Below are 14,385 nucleotides of genomic sequence, written 5' to 3'. Positions count from 1 at the left end.
CGGCCGGTCAGGAGCTAGAGCGCGTCGGGTCCGCGCTCGCCCGTGCGGACCCGCACCACCGTCTCCACCGGCTGCACCCACACCTTGCCGTCGCCGATCCGGTCGGTCCGGGCGGCGCGCACCATCGCGTCGATGACCGGCTCGGTGTCCGGGTCCGCGACGACGACCTCGATCCGGACCTTGGGGACCAGGTCGACGCGGTACTCGGCGCCCCGGTACACCTCGGTGTGGCCGTGCTGCCGCCCGTATCCGCTGGCTTCGGTGACGGTGAGCCCGTGCACGCCGAGTTCCTGCAGCGCGGTCTTCACCTCGTCGAGGCGGTGCGGTCTGACGATCGCGGTGATCAGCTTCATGAGGCGGGCTTCCTGTCCTTGGTGAGCGTCGTCGGCCGGGTCACGGCCTGCGGAGCGCCGTGCCCCAGGGCGCCGTGATCGTAGGCGCTCTCCGCGTGCACTGTCTGGTCCAGGCCCGTGAGCTCGTCGTCCTCGGAGGCCCGCAGGCCCATGAGGCGGTCGACCGCCTTGCCGATCGCGTACGTCATGAGGAACGTGTACGCCGCCACGGCGGGTACGGCGACGGCCTGCCGGGCGAGCTGGCCGAACCCGCCCCCGTAGAGGAGCCCTTCCGCACCACCGGTCATGGCGGCGGTCGCGAACAGGCCGATGAGCAGGGTGCCGACGATGCCGCCGACGAAGTGCACGCCGACGACGTCCAGCGAGTCGTCGTAGCCGAAGCGGAACTTCCAGGCGACCGCGTACGAGCAGACGACGCCCGCGGTGAGGCCGACCGCGGCGCCGCCGAGGATGCCCACCGTGCCGCACGCGGGGGTGATCGCGACCAGCCCGGCGACCGCGCCCGAGGCCGCGCCGAAGGTGGTGGGGTGGCCGTCGCGCTTCTGCTCGACGAAGAGCCAGCCGAGCAGCCCGGTGCAGCCCGCGACCAGGGTGTTGAGGACGGAGGCCGCCGCCAGCCCGTTGGCGCCGAGCGCGGAACCGCCGTTGAAGCCGAGCCAGCCGAACCAGAGCAGTCCGGCGCCGAGCATCACCATGGGCAGGTTGTGCGGGCGCATCGCGTCCTTCCGGAACCCGATGCGCGGCCCGACCACGAGGGCGAGCGCCAGCCCGGACGCCCCGGACGCGATCTCCACGACGAGCCCGCCGGCGAAGTCAAGCGCGCCCAGCGAGTCCTTGATCCAGCCGCCGGGACCCCAGACCCAGTGCGCCACGGGGGCGTAGACGAGCAGCGTCCACACCGGTACGAGGACGAGCCAGGCGGCGAACTTCGTACGGTCCGCGATCGCCCCGCTGATCAGCGCCGCCGTGATGATCGCGAACGTCAGCTGGAAGGTGGTGAACAGCAGGGTCGGCACGCTGCCGGTGAGGGTGTCCGGCCCGATGCCGGCCATGCCGACGTGCCGGAGGTCCCCGATGACCCCGCCGAACGCGTCGTCGCCGAAGGCCAGCGAGTACCCGGCGAGCAGCCAGGCGACGGTGACGAGGGCGATCGACACGAAGCTCATCATGAGCATGTTGAGTACGTTCTTCGAGCGGACCATGCCGCCGTAGAAGAGCGCGAGCCCTGGAGTCATCAGCAGAACGAGTGCGGTGGCGGCGAGCAGCCAGGCGGTGTCGCCTGTGTCGAGGCCTGTCGCGGCCACGGTCACGGGGGTCACGGGGGGAGTCCCTCCTCGGGGCGGCGTGCGGTGGGGGCGACTGCGAGCGTGACCGGCGCGCGTTTCGTCATGGGGTCCCGTATGTTTCCGCCGCATTTCGTTGCGCGGTGGTTGCCGAAAACTCACGGTCCGCCGTGGCGGCGCGGATGGTGCCGGGTAGTGGGCAGCGAGACGTCGGCCCTGCCGCCCGCGGCCCGCCAGGAGCTGATCGCGGACCTCGACGAGCACATCGAGGTCGCGCTCGCCGAACGGCCCGGCAGTGTGCGCGAGATCCTCCAGGAGGTCGGCGACCCGCGCGCCATCGCCGCGACGGCCCCCCAGGAGCTCGGCGGCACCCCGGCCGCGCAGCCCCGCAGGCCGGCCCGCCGCCGCTCCCCGGCCTGGCTGCCGCCGGTGCTGCTGGTGGCCGGCGACGTGCTGCCGTACCTCGGGGGCGGCATCGTCCTCACCTGGACCGGCTTCGCGGCCATGGTCGCCGCCGTCGTGATCGTGTGCCGGGCCCGCTACTGGACGGTGGCCCAGAAGTGGACCGGTCTGACCATGACGGTCCTCGTTCCGGTGGCCGCGCACGTCATCTGGTACTTCTCGCCGGTCCCGCACCACGGCAGTCCGGCGGAGCCGGTGGCGCGCTGGACGGTCATCGTCCTGGTCTTCCTGCTGACGGTGGCCGGCTCCGGCTGGCTGTGGAGGAACAAGCGGCCGTAGGCGTGTCCGCACGCGCCGCGGCTCCCGTACCGCCACTGCGGCACGGGAGCCGGCCCGCTCAGGCGGGAAGGGCGTCGGCGGTCGGGACGACGAGGCCGAACAGGTCGGTGACGGTGGTCAGCGCGGCGGTCCGGAGCGTGGCCGCGGGCAGCACGGTGCCGTCCGGGGCGGCGAGCGACCGGGTGGCGGTGGCCTCGGCGACGACGGTCGGCCGGTAGCCGCGGTTGAAGGCGCCCTGTGCGGTGAAGGTGACGCACATGTGCGTCATGAAGCCGGCGAGCACGAGGTTCCGGCCGGTGCCGGACTCGACCCCCAGGCCGCGCAGGCTCTCCTCCAGGGTGGTGGCGTGGAACGCGTCGGGGAACTGCTTGACCACGACCGGCTCCCCGTCCACCGGCGCGACCTCCTTGCTGAGGGCGCCGATGTCGGCGCGGATGTCGTACGGGGTGCCCTCGCCGCCGTCGTTGATGACGTGGACGACGGGGATGCCCGCGGCACGGGCCCGTGCCAGCAGCCGGGCGCCCGCGGCGAGCGCCTCCTCGGCGCCCTCCAGGGCCATGACGCCCTCGCGGTAGGTGTTCTGGAAGTCGATCAGGACCAGCGCGGACTCGCTCAGCCGGGGCGGCCGGCCGTCGAGTCCGATGACGTCGCGCAGGGGCGTGGACGGGGTGTTCGTGCTCATGGGGAGCCTCTCGTTGTCGGTGGTGGACGGGCAGGCCGAATAGGCCGGCCACATGGGCAGGGTGGATGGGCAGGTCACATGGGCAGGGCCGGGCAGGGACCCGGACCGGTCGGGCCGGATCAGCGGGGCTGGGTGCGGAAGCGCCTTCGGTAGGCCGCCGGGGTGGTGGCGAGCTGCCGTTTGAACGCCCGGTGGAGGGTCTCCGCCGAGCCGAGCCCGGCGGTGGCGGCGACCAGGGTGAGCGGGACGTCCGTGGTCTCCAGCAGCCGCCGGGCCGTCTCGACCCGGGCGGCCTCGACGTAGGCGGCCGGACTGGCCCCCGTCTCCTGCTTGAAGACGCGGGCGAAGTGCCGCTCGCTCACGCACATCCGGGCCGCCAGGACCTCCGCGGACAGGTCCGCGTCGAGGTGGTCGGCGATCCAGAGCCGCAGCTCGTCGATGTCACGGCGGGCCGAGGCGGGCCGGCTGAGCGGTACGGAGAACTGGCTCTGGCCGCCCTGCCGCTTGAGGTACATCACCAACTGCCGGGCCACCGCCAGCGCGACGTCCTCGCCCAGATCCTCGGCCACCAGGGCCAGGGACAGGTCCAGACAGGCGCTGATCCCGGCCCCGGTCCACAGCCTGCCCCGGTCGGCGCGGACGAAGATCGGATCGGGATCGACCGTGACGTCCGGATGACCGGCGGCGAGCTGGGCGGCGGTCGACCAGTGCGTGGTCGCCGTCCGCCCGTCCAGCAGCCCGGCGGCCGCCAGGACGTGCGCACCGACGCACACCGACGCCACGCGCCGGGCGCGCGGTGCGGTCTCCTTCACCCAGGCGACGACCTCGGCATCGATCCGGGCCACCGGGCCGGCCTCGGTCATGTCGACCGCGCCGGGGACCAGCAGGGTGTCCACCTGCCTGCCGACCTCGTCGAAGGCCAGGTCCGCCAGCACCCGCACGCCCGCGGACGTCCGCACCGCTCCGGCGGCCGGCCCGGCGAGCCGGACCCGGTAGCCGGCCCGGCCCCCGGTCTCCCGGTTGGCCAGCGCGAACACCTCGGCCGGGCCGGTGACGTCGAGGAGGTCGACATCGGGGAAGACCGCGATGACGACCCGGTGCGAATCGCTCATGGATCCATCCTCACCGCCGCGCCGGATGGCCGCAATGACGATTCCCTGTCACATTCGGACATCGGAGCGCCGGTGCCGCCGCCGGTGTCCTCACGCGCGACACATTGGCGCCATGCCTGCACCTGCCTCTGAGCTGGGCTTATCTGCTCCGATGGTGCTGCGTGGTGCCATGTGGCGCCACTTTCTGGACCCAATAGCTTGCGCATGGCGCCATCGTGGTGCCACTATTGCGTCATGGACCTCACGCCGTACGTCGAAACACTCCGCAGGGAACTGGCCGTGGCCGCCGAGGCCGGGGGTGACGAAGCCCGCGAGCTCGCCGAGCGGCTGACCGCGCCGCTGGAGTCGGCCACCCGGCTGACCCTGCTCAATGTGCTCTCCGCGGCCATGGACGAGATCACCCGCGAACTCGCCCCCGGCTCGGTCGACGTACGACTGCGCGGCCTGGACCCCGACTTCGTGGTCGTACTGCCGCAGCACGAGGACCGCACCGAACCGCTCGGATCGCCGGCGCCCGCACCGGCACCGGCCCCCGCCTTCACCGACACGGACGAGGGCGGCACCGCCCGCGTCAACCTGCGCCTGCCGGCCCAGCTCAAGACCCGCGCCGAGGAGGCGGCGGGCCACGAGGGACTGTCGGTCAACGCGTGGCTCGTCCGCGTCGTGTCGGCGGCCCTCGACACGGGAGGCGCCGCCGCGGCCCCCCGTACCCCCGAGAAGACCAGGACCAGCGGCCAGAGCTTCACGGGCTGGGTGCGCTAGCCCCCGCCCGGCACCGGACACCGATTCGCCCGCACCACGTCCCACCAGCGGGGACGCCACGAACATCCAAGAGGACCCAAGAGGACGGGACAGCCATGCCTTCTTTCGACACTCCCCAGCCGATCTCGGTCAGCGCCCATGTGGACGCCGGATCCATCCAGTTCGTCGCGGCGGACCGCGCCGACACCGTCGTGGAGGTCGCGCCCCGCGACGCGAAGAGGGACCAGGACGTGCGGGCCGCCGAGCAGACCGAGGTCACGTACTCGGGCGGCACGCTGCGCATCAAGACGCCCAAGCCCAACCTCTTCGGACGCACCGGCACCGCCGACATCACCGTCCAACTGCCCGAGGGCTCCCAGGTGGAGGCGACCGGTGCGTGGGCCGAGGTCCGCGGCGACGGGCGGCTCGGTGAGGTCCGGGTGAAGATCTCGTCCGGCGACGCCCGCTTCGACACCACCGGCCCGCTGAACCTGACCGCCTCCCACGGGTCCATCACCGTGGACCGCGTCGAGGGCCCCGCCGAGATCGCCACCAGCTCCGGCAGCATCCGGGTCGGCACGATCACGGGCCTCGCCGTGCTGAAGAACTCGCACGGCACCACCAGCGTCGGCGACGTCGCCGGTGACCTGCGGGTCAGCGGCGCCAACGGCGACATCATCATCGACCGGGCCAGGGCCTCCGTCGCGGCCAAGACCGCCAACGGCACCCTGCGGGTCACGGAGATCGCCCGCGGCAGCGTCGAGCTGGAGACCTCGCACGGGGCCATCCACGTGGGCGTGCGGGAGGGCACCGCCGCCTGGCTCGACGTCAGCTCAGGCTACGGAAGCGTGCACAACTCGCTGACCGCGTCGGAGAGTCCGGAGAAGTCCGAGGACACCGTCGAGGTGCGGGCCCGCACGCGCCACGGAAACATCGACATCCGCCGCGCCGCGGTCCGCGCCTGAGGGCCGACGCCCCCTGCGCCTCGCTCCCCTTCACTCCCCGTCCCCTTCGTCTTCCAGCCTTCTACCGGGAGGGCCCCATGCCTTCATCTGTCATGCCCACATCCAAAAACGGTCACGGCCAGGAGCCGTCCGCCGACGCCGTCTCCGCCGTCGGTCTGCGCAAGTCCTACGGTGACAAGGTCGTCCTCGACGGCATCGATCTGCGCATCCCGGCGGGCTCGGTGTTCGCGTTGCTGGGTCCGAACGGGGCCGGCAAGACGACGGCGGTGAAGATCCTGTCGTCTCTGGTGTCGGCGGACGCCGGGTCCGGGGAGATCCGGGTCGGGGGCCACGACCTGGCCACCGAGCCGCAGGCCGTGCGTGCCGCGATCGGGGTCACCGGCCAGTTCTCCGCCGTGGACGGTCTGATCACCGGCGAGGAGAACATGCTCCTGATGGCGGACCTGCACCACCTCACCAGGGCCGAGGGCCGGCGCGTCACCGCCGAACTCCTGGAACGCTTCGACCTGGTGGACGCCGCGAAGAAGCCCGCCTCCACCTACTCCGGCGGCATGAAACGCCGCCTGGACATCGCGATGACCCTGGTCGGCAGCCCCCGCATCATCTTCCTCGACGAACCCACCACCGGCCTGGACCCACGCTCCCGCCACACCATGTGGGGCATCATCCGCAGCCTCGTCACCACCGGCGTCACCGTCCTGCTCACCACCCAGTACCTCGACGAAGCCGACGAACTCGCCGACCGCATCGCCGTACTCGACAACGGCAAGATCGCCGCCGAGGGAAGCCCGGCCGAGCTCAAGCGGCTCGTCCCGGGCGGACACGTACGGCTGAGGTTCACCGACCCGTCCGCGTACCGGTCGGCCGCCACCGCCCTGCACGAGGCCGCCCGGGACGACGAAGCCCTCACCCTGCAACTCCCCAGCGGCGGAAGTCAGCGCGAACTGCGCGCCATTCTCGACTGGCTCGACTCGACCGGCGTCGAGGCCGACGAACTCACCGTCCACACCCCCGACCTCGACGACGTGTTCTTCGCCCTCACCACCCCCACCGGCGCGCTGCCGCACCAGACCCAGGAGACCACCCGATGAGCACCCTGCCCCTGGCCGTCCGCGACTCCCACACCATGCTGCGCCGCAACCTCCTGCACGCCCGCCGCTACCCCTCCCTCACCCTCAACCTCCTGCTCACCCCGATCATGCTGCTCCTGCTCTTCGTCTACATCTTCGGCGACGTCATGAGCGCCGGCATCGGCGGCGGCGGCGCCGACCGCGCCCAGTACATCGCCTACATCGTCCCCGGCCTCCTCCTCATGACGATCGGCTCCACCACCATCGGCACCGCCGTCTCCGTCTCCAACGACATGACCGAAGGGATCATCGCCCGCTTCCGCACCATGGCCATCCACCGCGGATCCGTCCTCATCGGCCACGTCCTGGGCAGCGTCCTGCAATGCATCGCCAGCGTCGTCCTGGTCGGCGCCGTCGGCGTCGCCATCGGCTTCCGCTCCACCGACGCCACCGTCCTGGAATGGTTCGCCGCCTTCGGACTCCTGGTCCTCTTCGCCACCGCGTTCACCTGGATCGCCGTCGGCATGGGCCTCATCAGCCCCAACGCCGAAGCCGCCAGCAACAACGCCCTCCCCATGATCCTGCTCCCCCTCCTCTCCAGCGCCTTCATCCCCGTCGACACCATGCCCGGCTGGTTCCGCCCCATCGCCGAGTACCAGCCCTTCACCCCCGCCATCGAAACCCTCCGCGGCCTCCTCCTCGGCACCGAGATCGGCAACAACGGCTGGCTCACCCTCGCCTGGTGCCTCGCCCTCACCGTCCTCGGCTACCGCTGGTCCACCGCACGCTTCAACGACGACCCCAAGTAACCCCCAGCGCCGATCGCCACCAGCCCCCGCCCGCAGCCGCGGCGGGGGCTGTTCCGGGTTTTCACGCGGGCGGGTTGAGCTTCCGGAAGTACGTCCAGCTGGTCTCGTTCGGCTCGCTCCACTTCTCCGGGGCCCGGGCGAACTCCGGGTGGTGGGCGGCGATGTACGCACGGGTGCGCTCGGGGACCTCGGCGTACGAGCCGAGCTTGCGGCCCCGGCAGTGGAAGGTGAGCCCGCCGGGAGCCTGGGCGCGGGCCATCCAGGGGAGCCACGGGGACATCCGGGTCCACGACATGGTGGCCGGGACGCTGGGCGCCGGTCCGGACAGATCGGCGCGGTCGGCGAAGAACTGGAAGAGCTCCAGGGCCTTGTAGGTGTCGCCGGAGGAGTGGACGGGGTACTCGGCCACCGGCAGCGGCGAGGGGTAGGACAGCGGGATCTCCAGGCTGAAGCAGACCTGTCCGCCGAGCTCGGTCGTCGGGACCGGGAAGGGGCGCCACCTCTGGTTCGCCGGGTCGTTCCAGACGTGCACCACCGGCAGGTCCTGCCAGGTCTCCAGGATCTCGCGGCTGACGGGGTCCAGGTAGAAGGCGGCCTCCCGGGTGAGCAGTCGGTACGCGTCCGGGCCGGCCTCGGCGTCCTGGACCAGGCGGGCGACGTTGAGCCCCTCGAAGCCGAAGACGCGCCGGTAGGGCTCGTCGGGGGACCAGGAGTACACGTCTCCGGACCACCAGTACGTGACCTCGTCACCGTCGAGCGAGGCGCGGGTGCGGGCGAAGGAGCGGAGCAGCTCCGCGGGTGTCGTCGTCATACGGACCACTCTGCGCGACTCCCGGTCCGGGCGTGCGGGAAAAGCACCAGACCCTCCGCCCGTACGGTGCCGTCGTGCACGAACTCCCGCGCAGAGAACCGGCCTTCCGCTCCGGCACGGAGCACTGAGAGAGTCCTGCCATGCCGAACTTCGAGATCACACCCATCGGTACGGTCCGGAACGACCGGACGGACGTCCAGCACACGGACAACTGGGGGGCCGTCCGCAGCACGATCACGGTCGACGAACGCTTCGGCGAGGCGTGCCTCCAGGGGCTCGAGGGCTTCTCTCACGTGGAGGTCCTCTTCGTCTTCGACCGGTTCGCCGAGAGCGACGACTACCGCGAACCCCGTCCCTACCGCGGCCGCTCCGACCTCCCGCCGGTGGGCGTCTTCGCCGGCCGCGGCCCCCGCAGGCCGAACCGCATCGGGGTGACGTGCTGCGCCGTCGAATCCGTCGAGGGCCGTGAACTGACGGTGGTGGGCCTGGACGCGGTGTCGGGCACCCCGGTGATCGACCTGAAGCCGGCGATGCGGGAGTTCCGGGCGGTGGACGTCACACAGCCGGAGTGGGTCAGTCTGATGATGGCGGACTACTTCCAGCCGTGAGAAGCGCTGGTCGGGAGCCCTTCCGAGGGCGTCGGGCCGCCGCAGCCGCCGCGTCGCCCCGGGGTTTGTCGCCGGTCTCCTTCGGGTTCGTCTGCAATCGGTAACAGGAGCATCCTGTGCGGGCGTTCGTATGTCTTGATGGGGGCAGGGCAGGCAGGGCATCGGCGCAGGCAGCAAAGGGGCGGGCGGACATGGCGAAGCACAAGGGAAGGGCATGGCACAGCCGGCTTCTCGCGGCGGCGCTCGGGGTGACGGCGCTGGCCGCGGCCACCTCGATGTGGACCGCGCAGGCCGGCACCGCCGGAGCGCGGCAGTCCGAGGCCCGTGTGCAGGCGCCGCACTCCCAGCCCGCCGGCCAGGTGTCCAAGGTCGCGGAGGACATCGTGCACGCCTCGGACGCGGGGGCCCGCGGCGTCAACATCACCATCGACGACGGACCCGACCCCACCTGGACGCCGCAGGTGCTGCAACTGCTCAAGGACAGCGGCGTCAAGGCGACGTTCTGCATGGTGGGCACGCAGGCCCAGGCGTACCCGAACCTGGTCAAGGCCGTCGTGGCGGGCGGACACCGGCTGTGCAACCACACCGTCTCCCACGACACGGCCATGGACAAGAAGTCCGAGGCCTACCAGTCCAAGGAGATCCTGGACGCCGAACGCATGATCACCAAGGCGTCCGGCGGTGTCCGGCCGCAGTACTACCGGGCCCCGGGCGGCGCCTTCACCCCCTTCAGCCGGCACCTCGCCGCGTCCCGGGGGATGCGGCCGCTGGGCTGGAACGTCGACACGAAGGACTTCGAGCACCCCGGCGTGGACACCATCGTCGCCACCGTGAAGCGGGAGATCTCCGAAGGACCGACGGTGCTCTTCCACGACGCGGGCGGCGACCGCTCCCAGACCCTGGCCGCCCTGGGCCAGGTCCTGCCGTGGCTGCGGCAGGAGGGGTACTCCTTCGGTTTCCCGGTGCGGTAGGGACCGGGGCCGCCCCGCCCCGGTACGTACGAGGCCGCCGTACCGTCCGACGGCAACCGGCAGTAGCACAAGGTGTGTTGGACCGGTACGGCGAGCGCGATCGGGCGTGACGCCGTACCGGCCTGCGCGTCATGCGGATGTTTATCGCCGTTTCCTACCCTCAAGGGAGACCTTCGGGGGAAGGAATCAGCTCATGTACACCATTATCGTGGTTCCGGGGCCCGGGATGGCCCCCTGCGAGAAGCTCCGGCTGGCCCCGGGAGAGACCCTCCGCTTCGGCCGGGAGGCATCGGCATCCACCGGTGCACAGACCCTCCTCACCATTCCGCACGACGGCGTCTCGCGTTCCGCGGGCGAGATCACCGCGACGGACACCTACTGGTCGCTCAGCAACTTCAGCCGTGCGGCGACCTACGCCGTCGAGAACCCGGAGGGCGCGGGGGAACACATCAAGGTGGCGCCGAGGCGACTGGGCGCCCCGGTGGCGTTCGAGTTCTCCCGGGTGGTCCTGCCCGCCGGCACCGACCTGCTCAGCTTCGACGTCTGGGCGCCCCGGCACGACTACGCCGCCCCGGCGGAGGGCGCGGAGCAGCCGGAACGGCCGGGCGGACCGGACGGTGCGGGCCGTCGGGGCCGGAACGAGCCCGTTCGGGGCCGCGGCGGGGAGCCGACCGCGCTGGCCTTCCCCCTGGACCGCTCGAAGCGGTACTTCACCGTGCTGGCGGCCCTGTGCGAGCCCCGGCTGCGCGGTGAGCCGTACGCCCCGCTGCCCACCGTGGAACAGGTCGTCGAACGGCTGCGCCCGTGCTGGCCGGCGGCCAACCGGGCCGCGGTGCAGTGGAACATCGACTATCTGGCCGTGAAGCTGCGGCTCAAGCCCGGCCCCGACTCCTGCGAACCCGGACCCCGTCTCAACGGCAAGAAGGAGATGCTGGTCTCCCTCGCGCTCCGCTTCGACCTGGTGCGCGAGGACGATCTCGCGGCGCCGGCCTTCTGCGCGGGCGGCGGGGGCCGGTGAGCGGGCCGGAGCCGTACGCCGTCGCGTCCGTTCCGCCCGGCTACCGGGTCGGTCCCTGGATCGTCGAGGAGCCCCTCGGCGCGGGGGCCTTCGGCCATGTGTACGCCGCGCGGCACGAGGACGGCGCCGCGGAACTGCCCCGTGCCGCCCTGAAGTTCCTCCCGACCGGCACGCGTACGCCGCGCCAGCTGCACCACCTCCGGGAGCTGGCCGAGCGGGAGGTCGACCTGCTGAGCCGGCTCCGTTCGCCCCGGCTGATCCGGATGCACGACGCGCTGACGGTGGACGACCCGGCCCATCCGGAACTCGACGGCGCGACCGTCCTCGTACTGGAGGAGGCACGCGGCTCCCTCGACGCGCTGCTGGCGGCGGACCGGCCGCCGCGCCAGGGGCCGCGCCTGCTCGTGCAGATCTGCGAGGGGCTGCACCAGCTGCACGAAGCGGGCTGGGTGCACGGCGATCTCAAGCCGGGCAACGTGCTGCTGATGGAGGACGGCACGGCACGGCTCGGCGACTTCAACATGGCGGCCGAACTGGAGGGCACGCACGCGTACTCCCCCGGGTTCGCGACGGCCGACTACACCCCGCCCGAGCTGCTGTGGTCCGAGGTCGGCGAGCGTGGCATGCAGATCCGCAGGACCACGGACGTCTGGGCGTTCGGCGTGCTGGCGCACGTGGTCCTGACCGGTTCGTTCCCGTTGCCGGGCGGTACCCCGACGGCCCGGCGGGACGCGGCGGTGCGCTACGCCCGCGGTGAGGAGGAGTTACGCCTTTCCTCCGAACTCCCCACCGCCTGGCGGGAGATCGTGGCGGACTGCCTCTCCCGTACGCACGAGGAACGGGCCCCGTACGACGCGGCCTCGCTGCTGCGGCGGACCTCGGAGGCGGCGGCGGGCCGGCCGCCGCGCCGCAGACGCGCGCGCCGTCCCCTGCTCGCGGCGGCGGCCGGCGTGCTGGTACTGGCGGTGGCCGGCCTCGGGGTCCGGACCCTGCTGACCGACGACCCGGCGCCGAGGCCGGAGGCCCGGACGGGAGCCGGGGCCGGGGCAGGCGCGGACGCGCGTGCGGGCCGGAGCCCCGGGCCGACGGGGACGGCCACGGGCTACGACCGCTGCGCCCCGGGTTCCGTCTGCTTCTTCTCGGCGGCGGACGGCGGGGGGCAGATGTGCGCCTGGTCGGGGGACGACTCCGACTGGACCGACGGCCAGCACGACTGCAGCTGGGCGATCGCGGGCACGCCGGGCTCGATATACAACAACGGAGTGGCCGACCCGAAGGGCTTCGTCGACGTCGCGTACTTCGCCGAGGCCGGCCTGCGCAGACGCATCGGCTGCGTCGAGCGGGGGCAACGCCGCAACCTCGCCCCGGGGCGGTTCGTGCACTCCCACACCTGGGCGAAGACCTGCACCCCATGACGTACGGGACACCGGGAACCCGGGACCCGAGGGGCCGGACCGGGACGGGCGGAACGGCCGCGGACCCCCGGCGCCACGGAGGTGTTGTCCGGGCGGCCGCCCGTTCGTCCCCGACTGTCAGTGCGGTGCGCTTCACTGCCGCCATGGAGCTCACGCAATTGACCGTCAATGACCTGCTGGCCCGACTCGGCCCGGAGCACACCCACCTGTTCCTGCCCGGTGACCTGGACCCGGAGGCGCTGACCGGCCTGCTCGCCAACCGGTTCGGGACGCCGCGCACCCTCGCCCTCGACGGCTTCACCGATCCGACGGCCGGCGACTGCGGGGGAGCGGCTCTGCTCGCCCCCTTCGGGGACCGGACCGTGACGATGAGGGCGTGGGCGTACGGGGACCAGTGGTTCGGCACGGGGACGGTGCGCGACGCCGGAGGGGAGGTGCGGCCGGTGCTGGTGGTCGTCCGCAGGGACGTGCCGGAAGTCCTGGCGCTCGCTCCGCACGAGGGCGATGACCTCGACTGGATGGAGCGGCTCAAGCGGATCACGGGCTGGAGCGGGCCGGACGAACGGCCGGATGTGGACTGGGCCGAGATCGAGTCGCGCCTGGGCACCGCACTGCCGGGCGACTACCGGCGCATGGTCGAGACGTTCGGCGCGGGGTCGTTCGACGCGTTCCTGGACCTGAACCAGGAGCCGTGGACGCACCTCAGGGACGACGGTCTGCTCATCTGGGCGGGCACCGAGCACGAGGACCTGTACTGCTGGCGGACCGACGACGCCGACCCGGACCGCTGGACCGTCGTGGTGCGCACCTTCGACGGCGAGGACGTCCCCTTCGGCTGCCGGGCCGCGGAGTTCGTCTGCCGCGCCCTCACCGACCGGTCCCACCCGTTCACGCTGGCCCATTACTTCGACACCCACTGGTTCATGCGCCACGGCCGGGACGACTGACCGGCCACCGGTACCGAACCTGCGGCGGGTCCGGTCAGCCGTTCCCGCTGTCGGTGTGCGCCACGTGGCCGGGGAGGTCGGTGAGCCGTTCGATGCGGAGCACCGCCGCGTCCGCCGCCGGCGACGGCCCACCGGTGACGAAGTCGATGCCGCGGTCCAGCCAGATGCCCGTCAGCCCGGCGAGGCCCGCCGCGTCGGCATCGCTGCCCAGCATGTCGCCCACGTTGACCGCCCGCGCCGGGTCCGTACGCATCCACCGGCAGGCCGCGGCGTAGGCGGCGGGCTTGGCCGCGCCGAGCTCGGCCGGGGTCAGGACGGCCTCGAAGCAGCCGAGCAGTCCGAACCGGGCGAGCTTCGCGCGCTGCTGTCCCGGGTCCCCGTTGGTGAGGACGGCCAGACGCGGCCCCCGGGGGAGCGCCTTCAGCGTCTCCAGGCAGGGCCGGACATCGGGATAGCACGTCCAGGACTCCTCGAACGGGGCGAGGTAGCGCTCGGCGATCCAGGAGTCCAGGAGGGCCGGGCTCCCGGGCACCGGCTCCCCGAGCATCGGCAGGAACGACCGGATCCGCCGCCGGTGGTGTTCGGCGAAGGAGCACTGACCGGCCAGGTACTCCCGCATGTGGCGCGCCTCCAGCGCCCACCACGACGCGGCCAACTCCTCGGGCGGCGCGGTCGCGTTCGGCGCGGAACGGATGATCCGGCCGATCGTCGCGAAGACCGCGCTCCGGTGATCGACGAGGGTGCCGTCCAGATCGAAGAAGACCACGTCTGTCATGGGCCCATCATCCTGCTCCGGTCAGGAAGACCGGCCGTCACCCGAACGGCCCCATCGGCTCGCAGGCCGTTCCGGCCCGGGTGA

Annotated in this window: 16 protein-coding genes; 10 read left to right on the top strand and 6 right to left on the bottom strand. The window is 72.3% G+C overall.

The window, feature by feature from the left end:
• Positions 1-14 precede the first annotated feature (14 nt).
• Both OG408_RS18900 and OG408_RS18895 read right to left on the bottom strand, forming a co-directional pair.
• Entirely contained in the window at positions 15-353 is a 339-nt protein-coding gene (locus OG408_RS18900; RefSeq protein ID WP_266780262.1) for a P-II family nitrogen regulator, read from the bottom strand.
• The gene (locus tag OG408_RS18895) at positions 350-1,672 is read right to left on the bottom strand and encodes an ammonium transporter (protein ID WP_326670928.1); all 1,323 of its coding nucleotides are present in this window, start codon (positions 1,670-1,672) and stop codon (positions 350-352) included. The genes OG408_RS18900 and OG408_RS18895 overlap by 4 nt, the downstream gene beginning before the upstream one ends.
• 159 nt (positions 1,673-1,831) lie before the next feature.
• On the opposite strand from OG408_RS18895, the gene OG408_RS18890 reads away from it, so the two are divergent.
• Entirely contained in the window at positions 1,832-2,377 is a 546-nt protein-coding gene (locus tag OG408_RS18890; protein ID WP_326670926.1) for an HAAS signaling domain-containing protein, read from the top strand.
• Between the two features lie 58 nt (positions 2,378-2,435).
• On the opposite strand, the gene OG408_RS18885 is transcribed toward OG408_RS18890, so the two are convergent.
• Positions 2,436-3,059: an isochorismatase family protein gene (locus OG408_RS18885; RefSeq protein WP_266780259.1), complete on the bottom strand. Its 624-nt coding sequence runs from the start codon at positions 3,057-3,059 to the stop codon at positions 2,436-2,438.
• Positions 3,060-3,178: 119 nt separating this feature from the next.
• Complete coding sequence (locus OG408_RS18880) at positions 3,179-4,171, bottom strand: GlxA family transcriptional regulator (RefSeq protein ID WP_326670923.1); 993 nt, start codon at positions 4,169-4,171, stop codon at positions 3,179-3,181.
• A gap of 234 nt (positions 4,172-4,405) precedes the next feature.
• Between OG408_RS18880 and OG408_RS18875 the strand changes: the two genes are divergently transcribed.
• The 4 genes from OG408_RS18875 to OG408_RS18860 all read left to right on the top strand — a co-directional run bounded on the left by OG408_RS18875 (position 4,406) and on the right by OG408_RS18860 (position 7,756).
• Positions 4,406-4,933, top strand: a complete 528-nt coding sequence (locus OG408_RS18875) for a hypothetical protein (protein WP_266780257.1) — start codon at positions 4,406-4,408, stop codon at positions 4,931-4,933.
• Between the two features lie 95 nt (positions 4,934-5,028).
• Positions 5,029-5,877: a DUF4097 family beta strand repeat-containing protein gene (locus OG408_RS18870; protein WP_266780256.1), complete on the top strand. Its 849-nt coding sequence runs from the start codon at positions 5,029-5,031 to the stop codon at positions 5,875-5,877.
• 92 nt (positions 5,878-5,969) lie between these two features.
• Positions 5,970-6,968 carry an ATP-binding cassette domain-containing protein gene (locus OG408_RS18865; protein WP_326670919.1) on the top strand — a complete coding sequence of 333 codons (999 nt, stop codon included), beginning with the start codon at positions 5,970-5,972 and terminating at the stop codon, positions 6,966-6,968.
• Complete coding sequence (locus OG408_RS18860; protein ID WP_266780254.1) at positions 6,965-7,756, top strand: ABC transporter permease; 792 nt, start codon at positions 6,965-6,967, stop codon at positions 7,754-7,756. Before OG408_RS18865 ends, OG408_RS18860 begins: the two co-directional genes overlap by 4 nt.
• A gap of 61 nt (positions 7,757-7,817) precedes the next feature.
• Here OG408_RS18860 and OG408_RS18855 read toward each other — a convergent pair whose 3' ends face one another.
• Positions 7,818-8,567 (bottom strand): DUF1838 family protein, encoded by a 750-nt coding sequence (locus tag OG408_RS18855; RefSeq protein ID WP_266780253.1) that lies wholly within the window; start codon positions 8,565-8,567, stop codon positions 7,818-7,820.
• A gap of 140 nt (positions 8,568-8,707) precedes the next feature.
• On the opposite strand from OG408_RS18855, the gene OG408_RS18850 reads away from it, so the two are divergent.
• From OG408_RS18850 to OG408_RS18830, 5 genes are all read left to right on the top strand, one after another.
• Complete coding sequence (locus tag OG408_RS18850) at positions 8,708-9,175, top strand: SAM-dependent methyltransferase (RefSeq protein WP_266780252.1); 468 nt, start codon at positions 8,708-8,710, stop codon at positions 9,173-9,175.
• 191 nt (positions 9,176-9,366) lie between these two features.
• Complete coding sequence (locus OG408_RS18845) at positions 9,367-10,146, top strand: polysaccharide deacetylase family protein (RefSeq protein ID WP_266780251.1); 780 nt, start codon at positions 9,367-9,369, stop codon at positions 10,144-10,146.
• A gap of 193 nt (positions 10,147-10,339) precedes the next feature.
• Positions 10,340-11,164 (top strand): FHA domain-containing protein, encoded by an 825-nt coding sequence (locus OG408_RS18840; RefSeq protein ID WP_285567434.1) that lies wholly within the window; start codon positions 10,340-10,342, stop codon positions 11,162-11,164.
• Complete coding sequence (locus OG408_RS18835) at positions 11,161-12,579, top strand: serine/threonine-protein kinase (protein ID WP_326670916.1); 1,419 nt, start codon at positions 11,161-11,163, stop codon at positions 12,577-12,579. Before OG408_RS18840 ends, OG408_RS18835 begins: the two co-directional genes overlap by 4 nt.
• 143 nt (positions 12,580-12,722) lie before the next feature.
• A complete protein-coding gene (locus OG408_RS18830; RefSeq protein WP_326670914.1) occupies positions 12,723-13,526 on the top strand; it encodes a hypothetical protein in 804 nt (267 codons plus the stop codon).
• Positions 13,527-13,560: 34 nt separating this feature from the next.
• On the opposite strand, the gene OG408_RS18825 is transcribed toward OG408_RS18830, so the two are convergent.
• Positions 13,561-14,301: an HAD family hydrolase gene (locus OG408_RS18825; protein ID WP_266780247.1), complete on the bottom strand. Its 741-nt coding sequence runs from the start codon at positions 14,299-14,301 to the stop codon at positions 13,561-13,563.
• Positions 14,302-14,385: the final 84 nt, after the last annotated feature.

It is taken from the genome of Streptomyces sp. NBC_01257, from assembly GCF_035917255.1.
In the GTDB taxonomy this organism is placed as follows: domain Bacteria; phylum Actinomycetota; class Actinomycetes; order Streptomycetales; family Streptomycetaceae; genus Streptomyces.
Note: the sequence above shows the minus strand (reverse complement) of the source record. Positions and strands in the feature narration are given on the sequence as shown.

Excerpts from the sequence above, each read along its gene's own strand:
- OG408_RS18900 (WP_266780262.1), bottom strand. The coding sequence starts at position 353 with ATGAAGCTGATCACCGCGATCGTCAGACCGCACCGCCTCGACGAGGTG.
- OG408_RS18885 (WP_266780259.1), bottom strand. The coding sequence starts at position 3,059 with ATGAGCACGAACACCCCGTCCACGCCCCTGCGCGACGTCATCGGACTC.
- OG408_RS18880 (WP_326670923.1), bottom strand. The coding sequence starts at position 4,171 with ATGAGCGATTCGCACCGGGTCGTCATCGCGGTCTTCCCCGATGTCGAC.
- OG408_RS18875 (WP_266780257.1), top strand. The coding sequence starts at position 4,406 with ATGGACCTCACGCCGTACGTCGAAACACTCCGCAGGGAACTGGCCGTG.
- OG408_RS18870 (WP_266780256.1), top strand. The coding sequence starts at position 5,029 with ATGCCTTCTTTCGACACTCCCCAGCCGATCTCGGTCAGCGCCCATGTG.
- OG408_RS18865 (WP_326670919.1), top strand. The coding sequence starts at position 5,970 with ATGCCCACATCCAAAAACGGTCACGGCCAGGAGCCGTCCGCCGACGCC.
- OG408_RS18860 (WP_266780254.1), top strand. The coding sequence starts at position 6,965 with ATGAGCACCCTGCCCCTGGCCGTCCGCGACTCCCACACCATGCTGCGC.
- OG408_RS18855 (WP_266780253.1), bottom strand. The coding sequence starts at position 8,567 with ATGACGACGACACCCGCGGAGCTGCTCCGCTCCTTCGCCCGCACCCGC.
- OG408_RS18850 (WP_266780252.1), top strand. The coding sequence starts at position 8,708 with ATGCCGAACTTCGAGATCACACCCATCGGTACGGTCCGGAACGACCGG.
- OG408_RS18845 (WP_266780251.1), top strand. The coding sequence starts at position 9,367 with ATGGCGAAGCACAAGGGAAGGGCATGGCACAGCCGGCTTCTCGCGGCG.
- OG408_RS18840 (WP_285567434.1), top strand. The coding sequence starts at position 10,340 with ATGTACACCATTATCGTGGTTCCGGGGCCCGGGATGGCCCCCTGCGAG.
- OG408_RS18830 (WP_326670914.1), top strand. The coding sequence starts at position 12,723 with ATGGAGCTCACGCAATTGACCGTCAATGACCTGCTGGCCCGACTCGGC.
- OG408_RS18825 (WP_266780247.1), bottom strand. The coding sequence starts at position 14,301 with ATGACAGACGTGGTCTTCTTCGATCTGGACGGCACCCTCGTCGATCAC.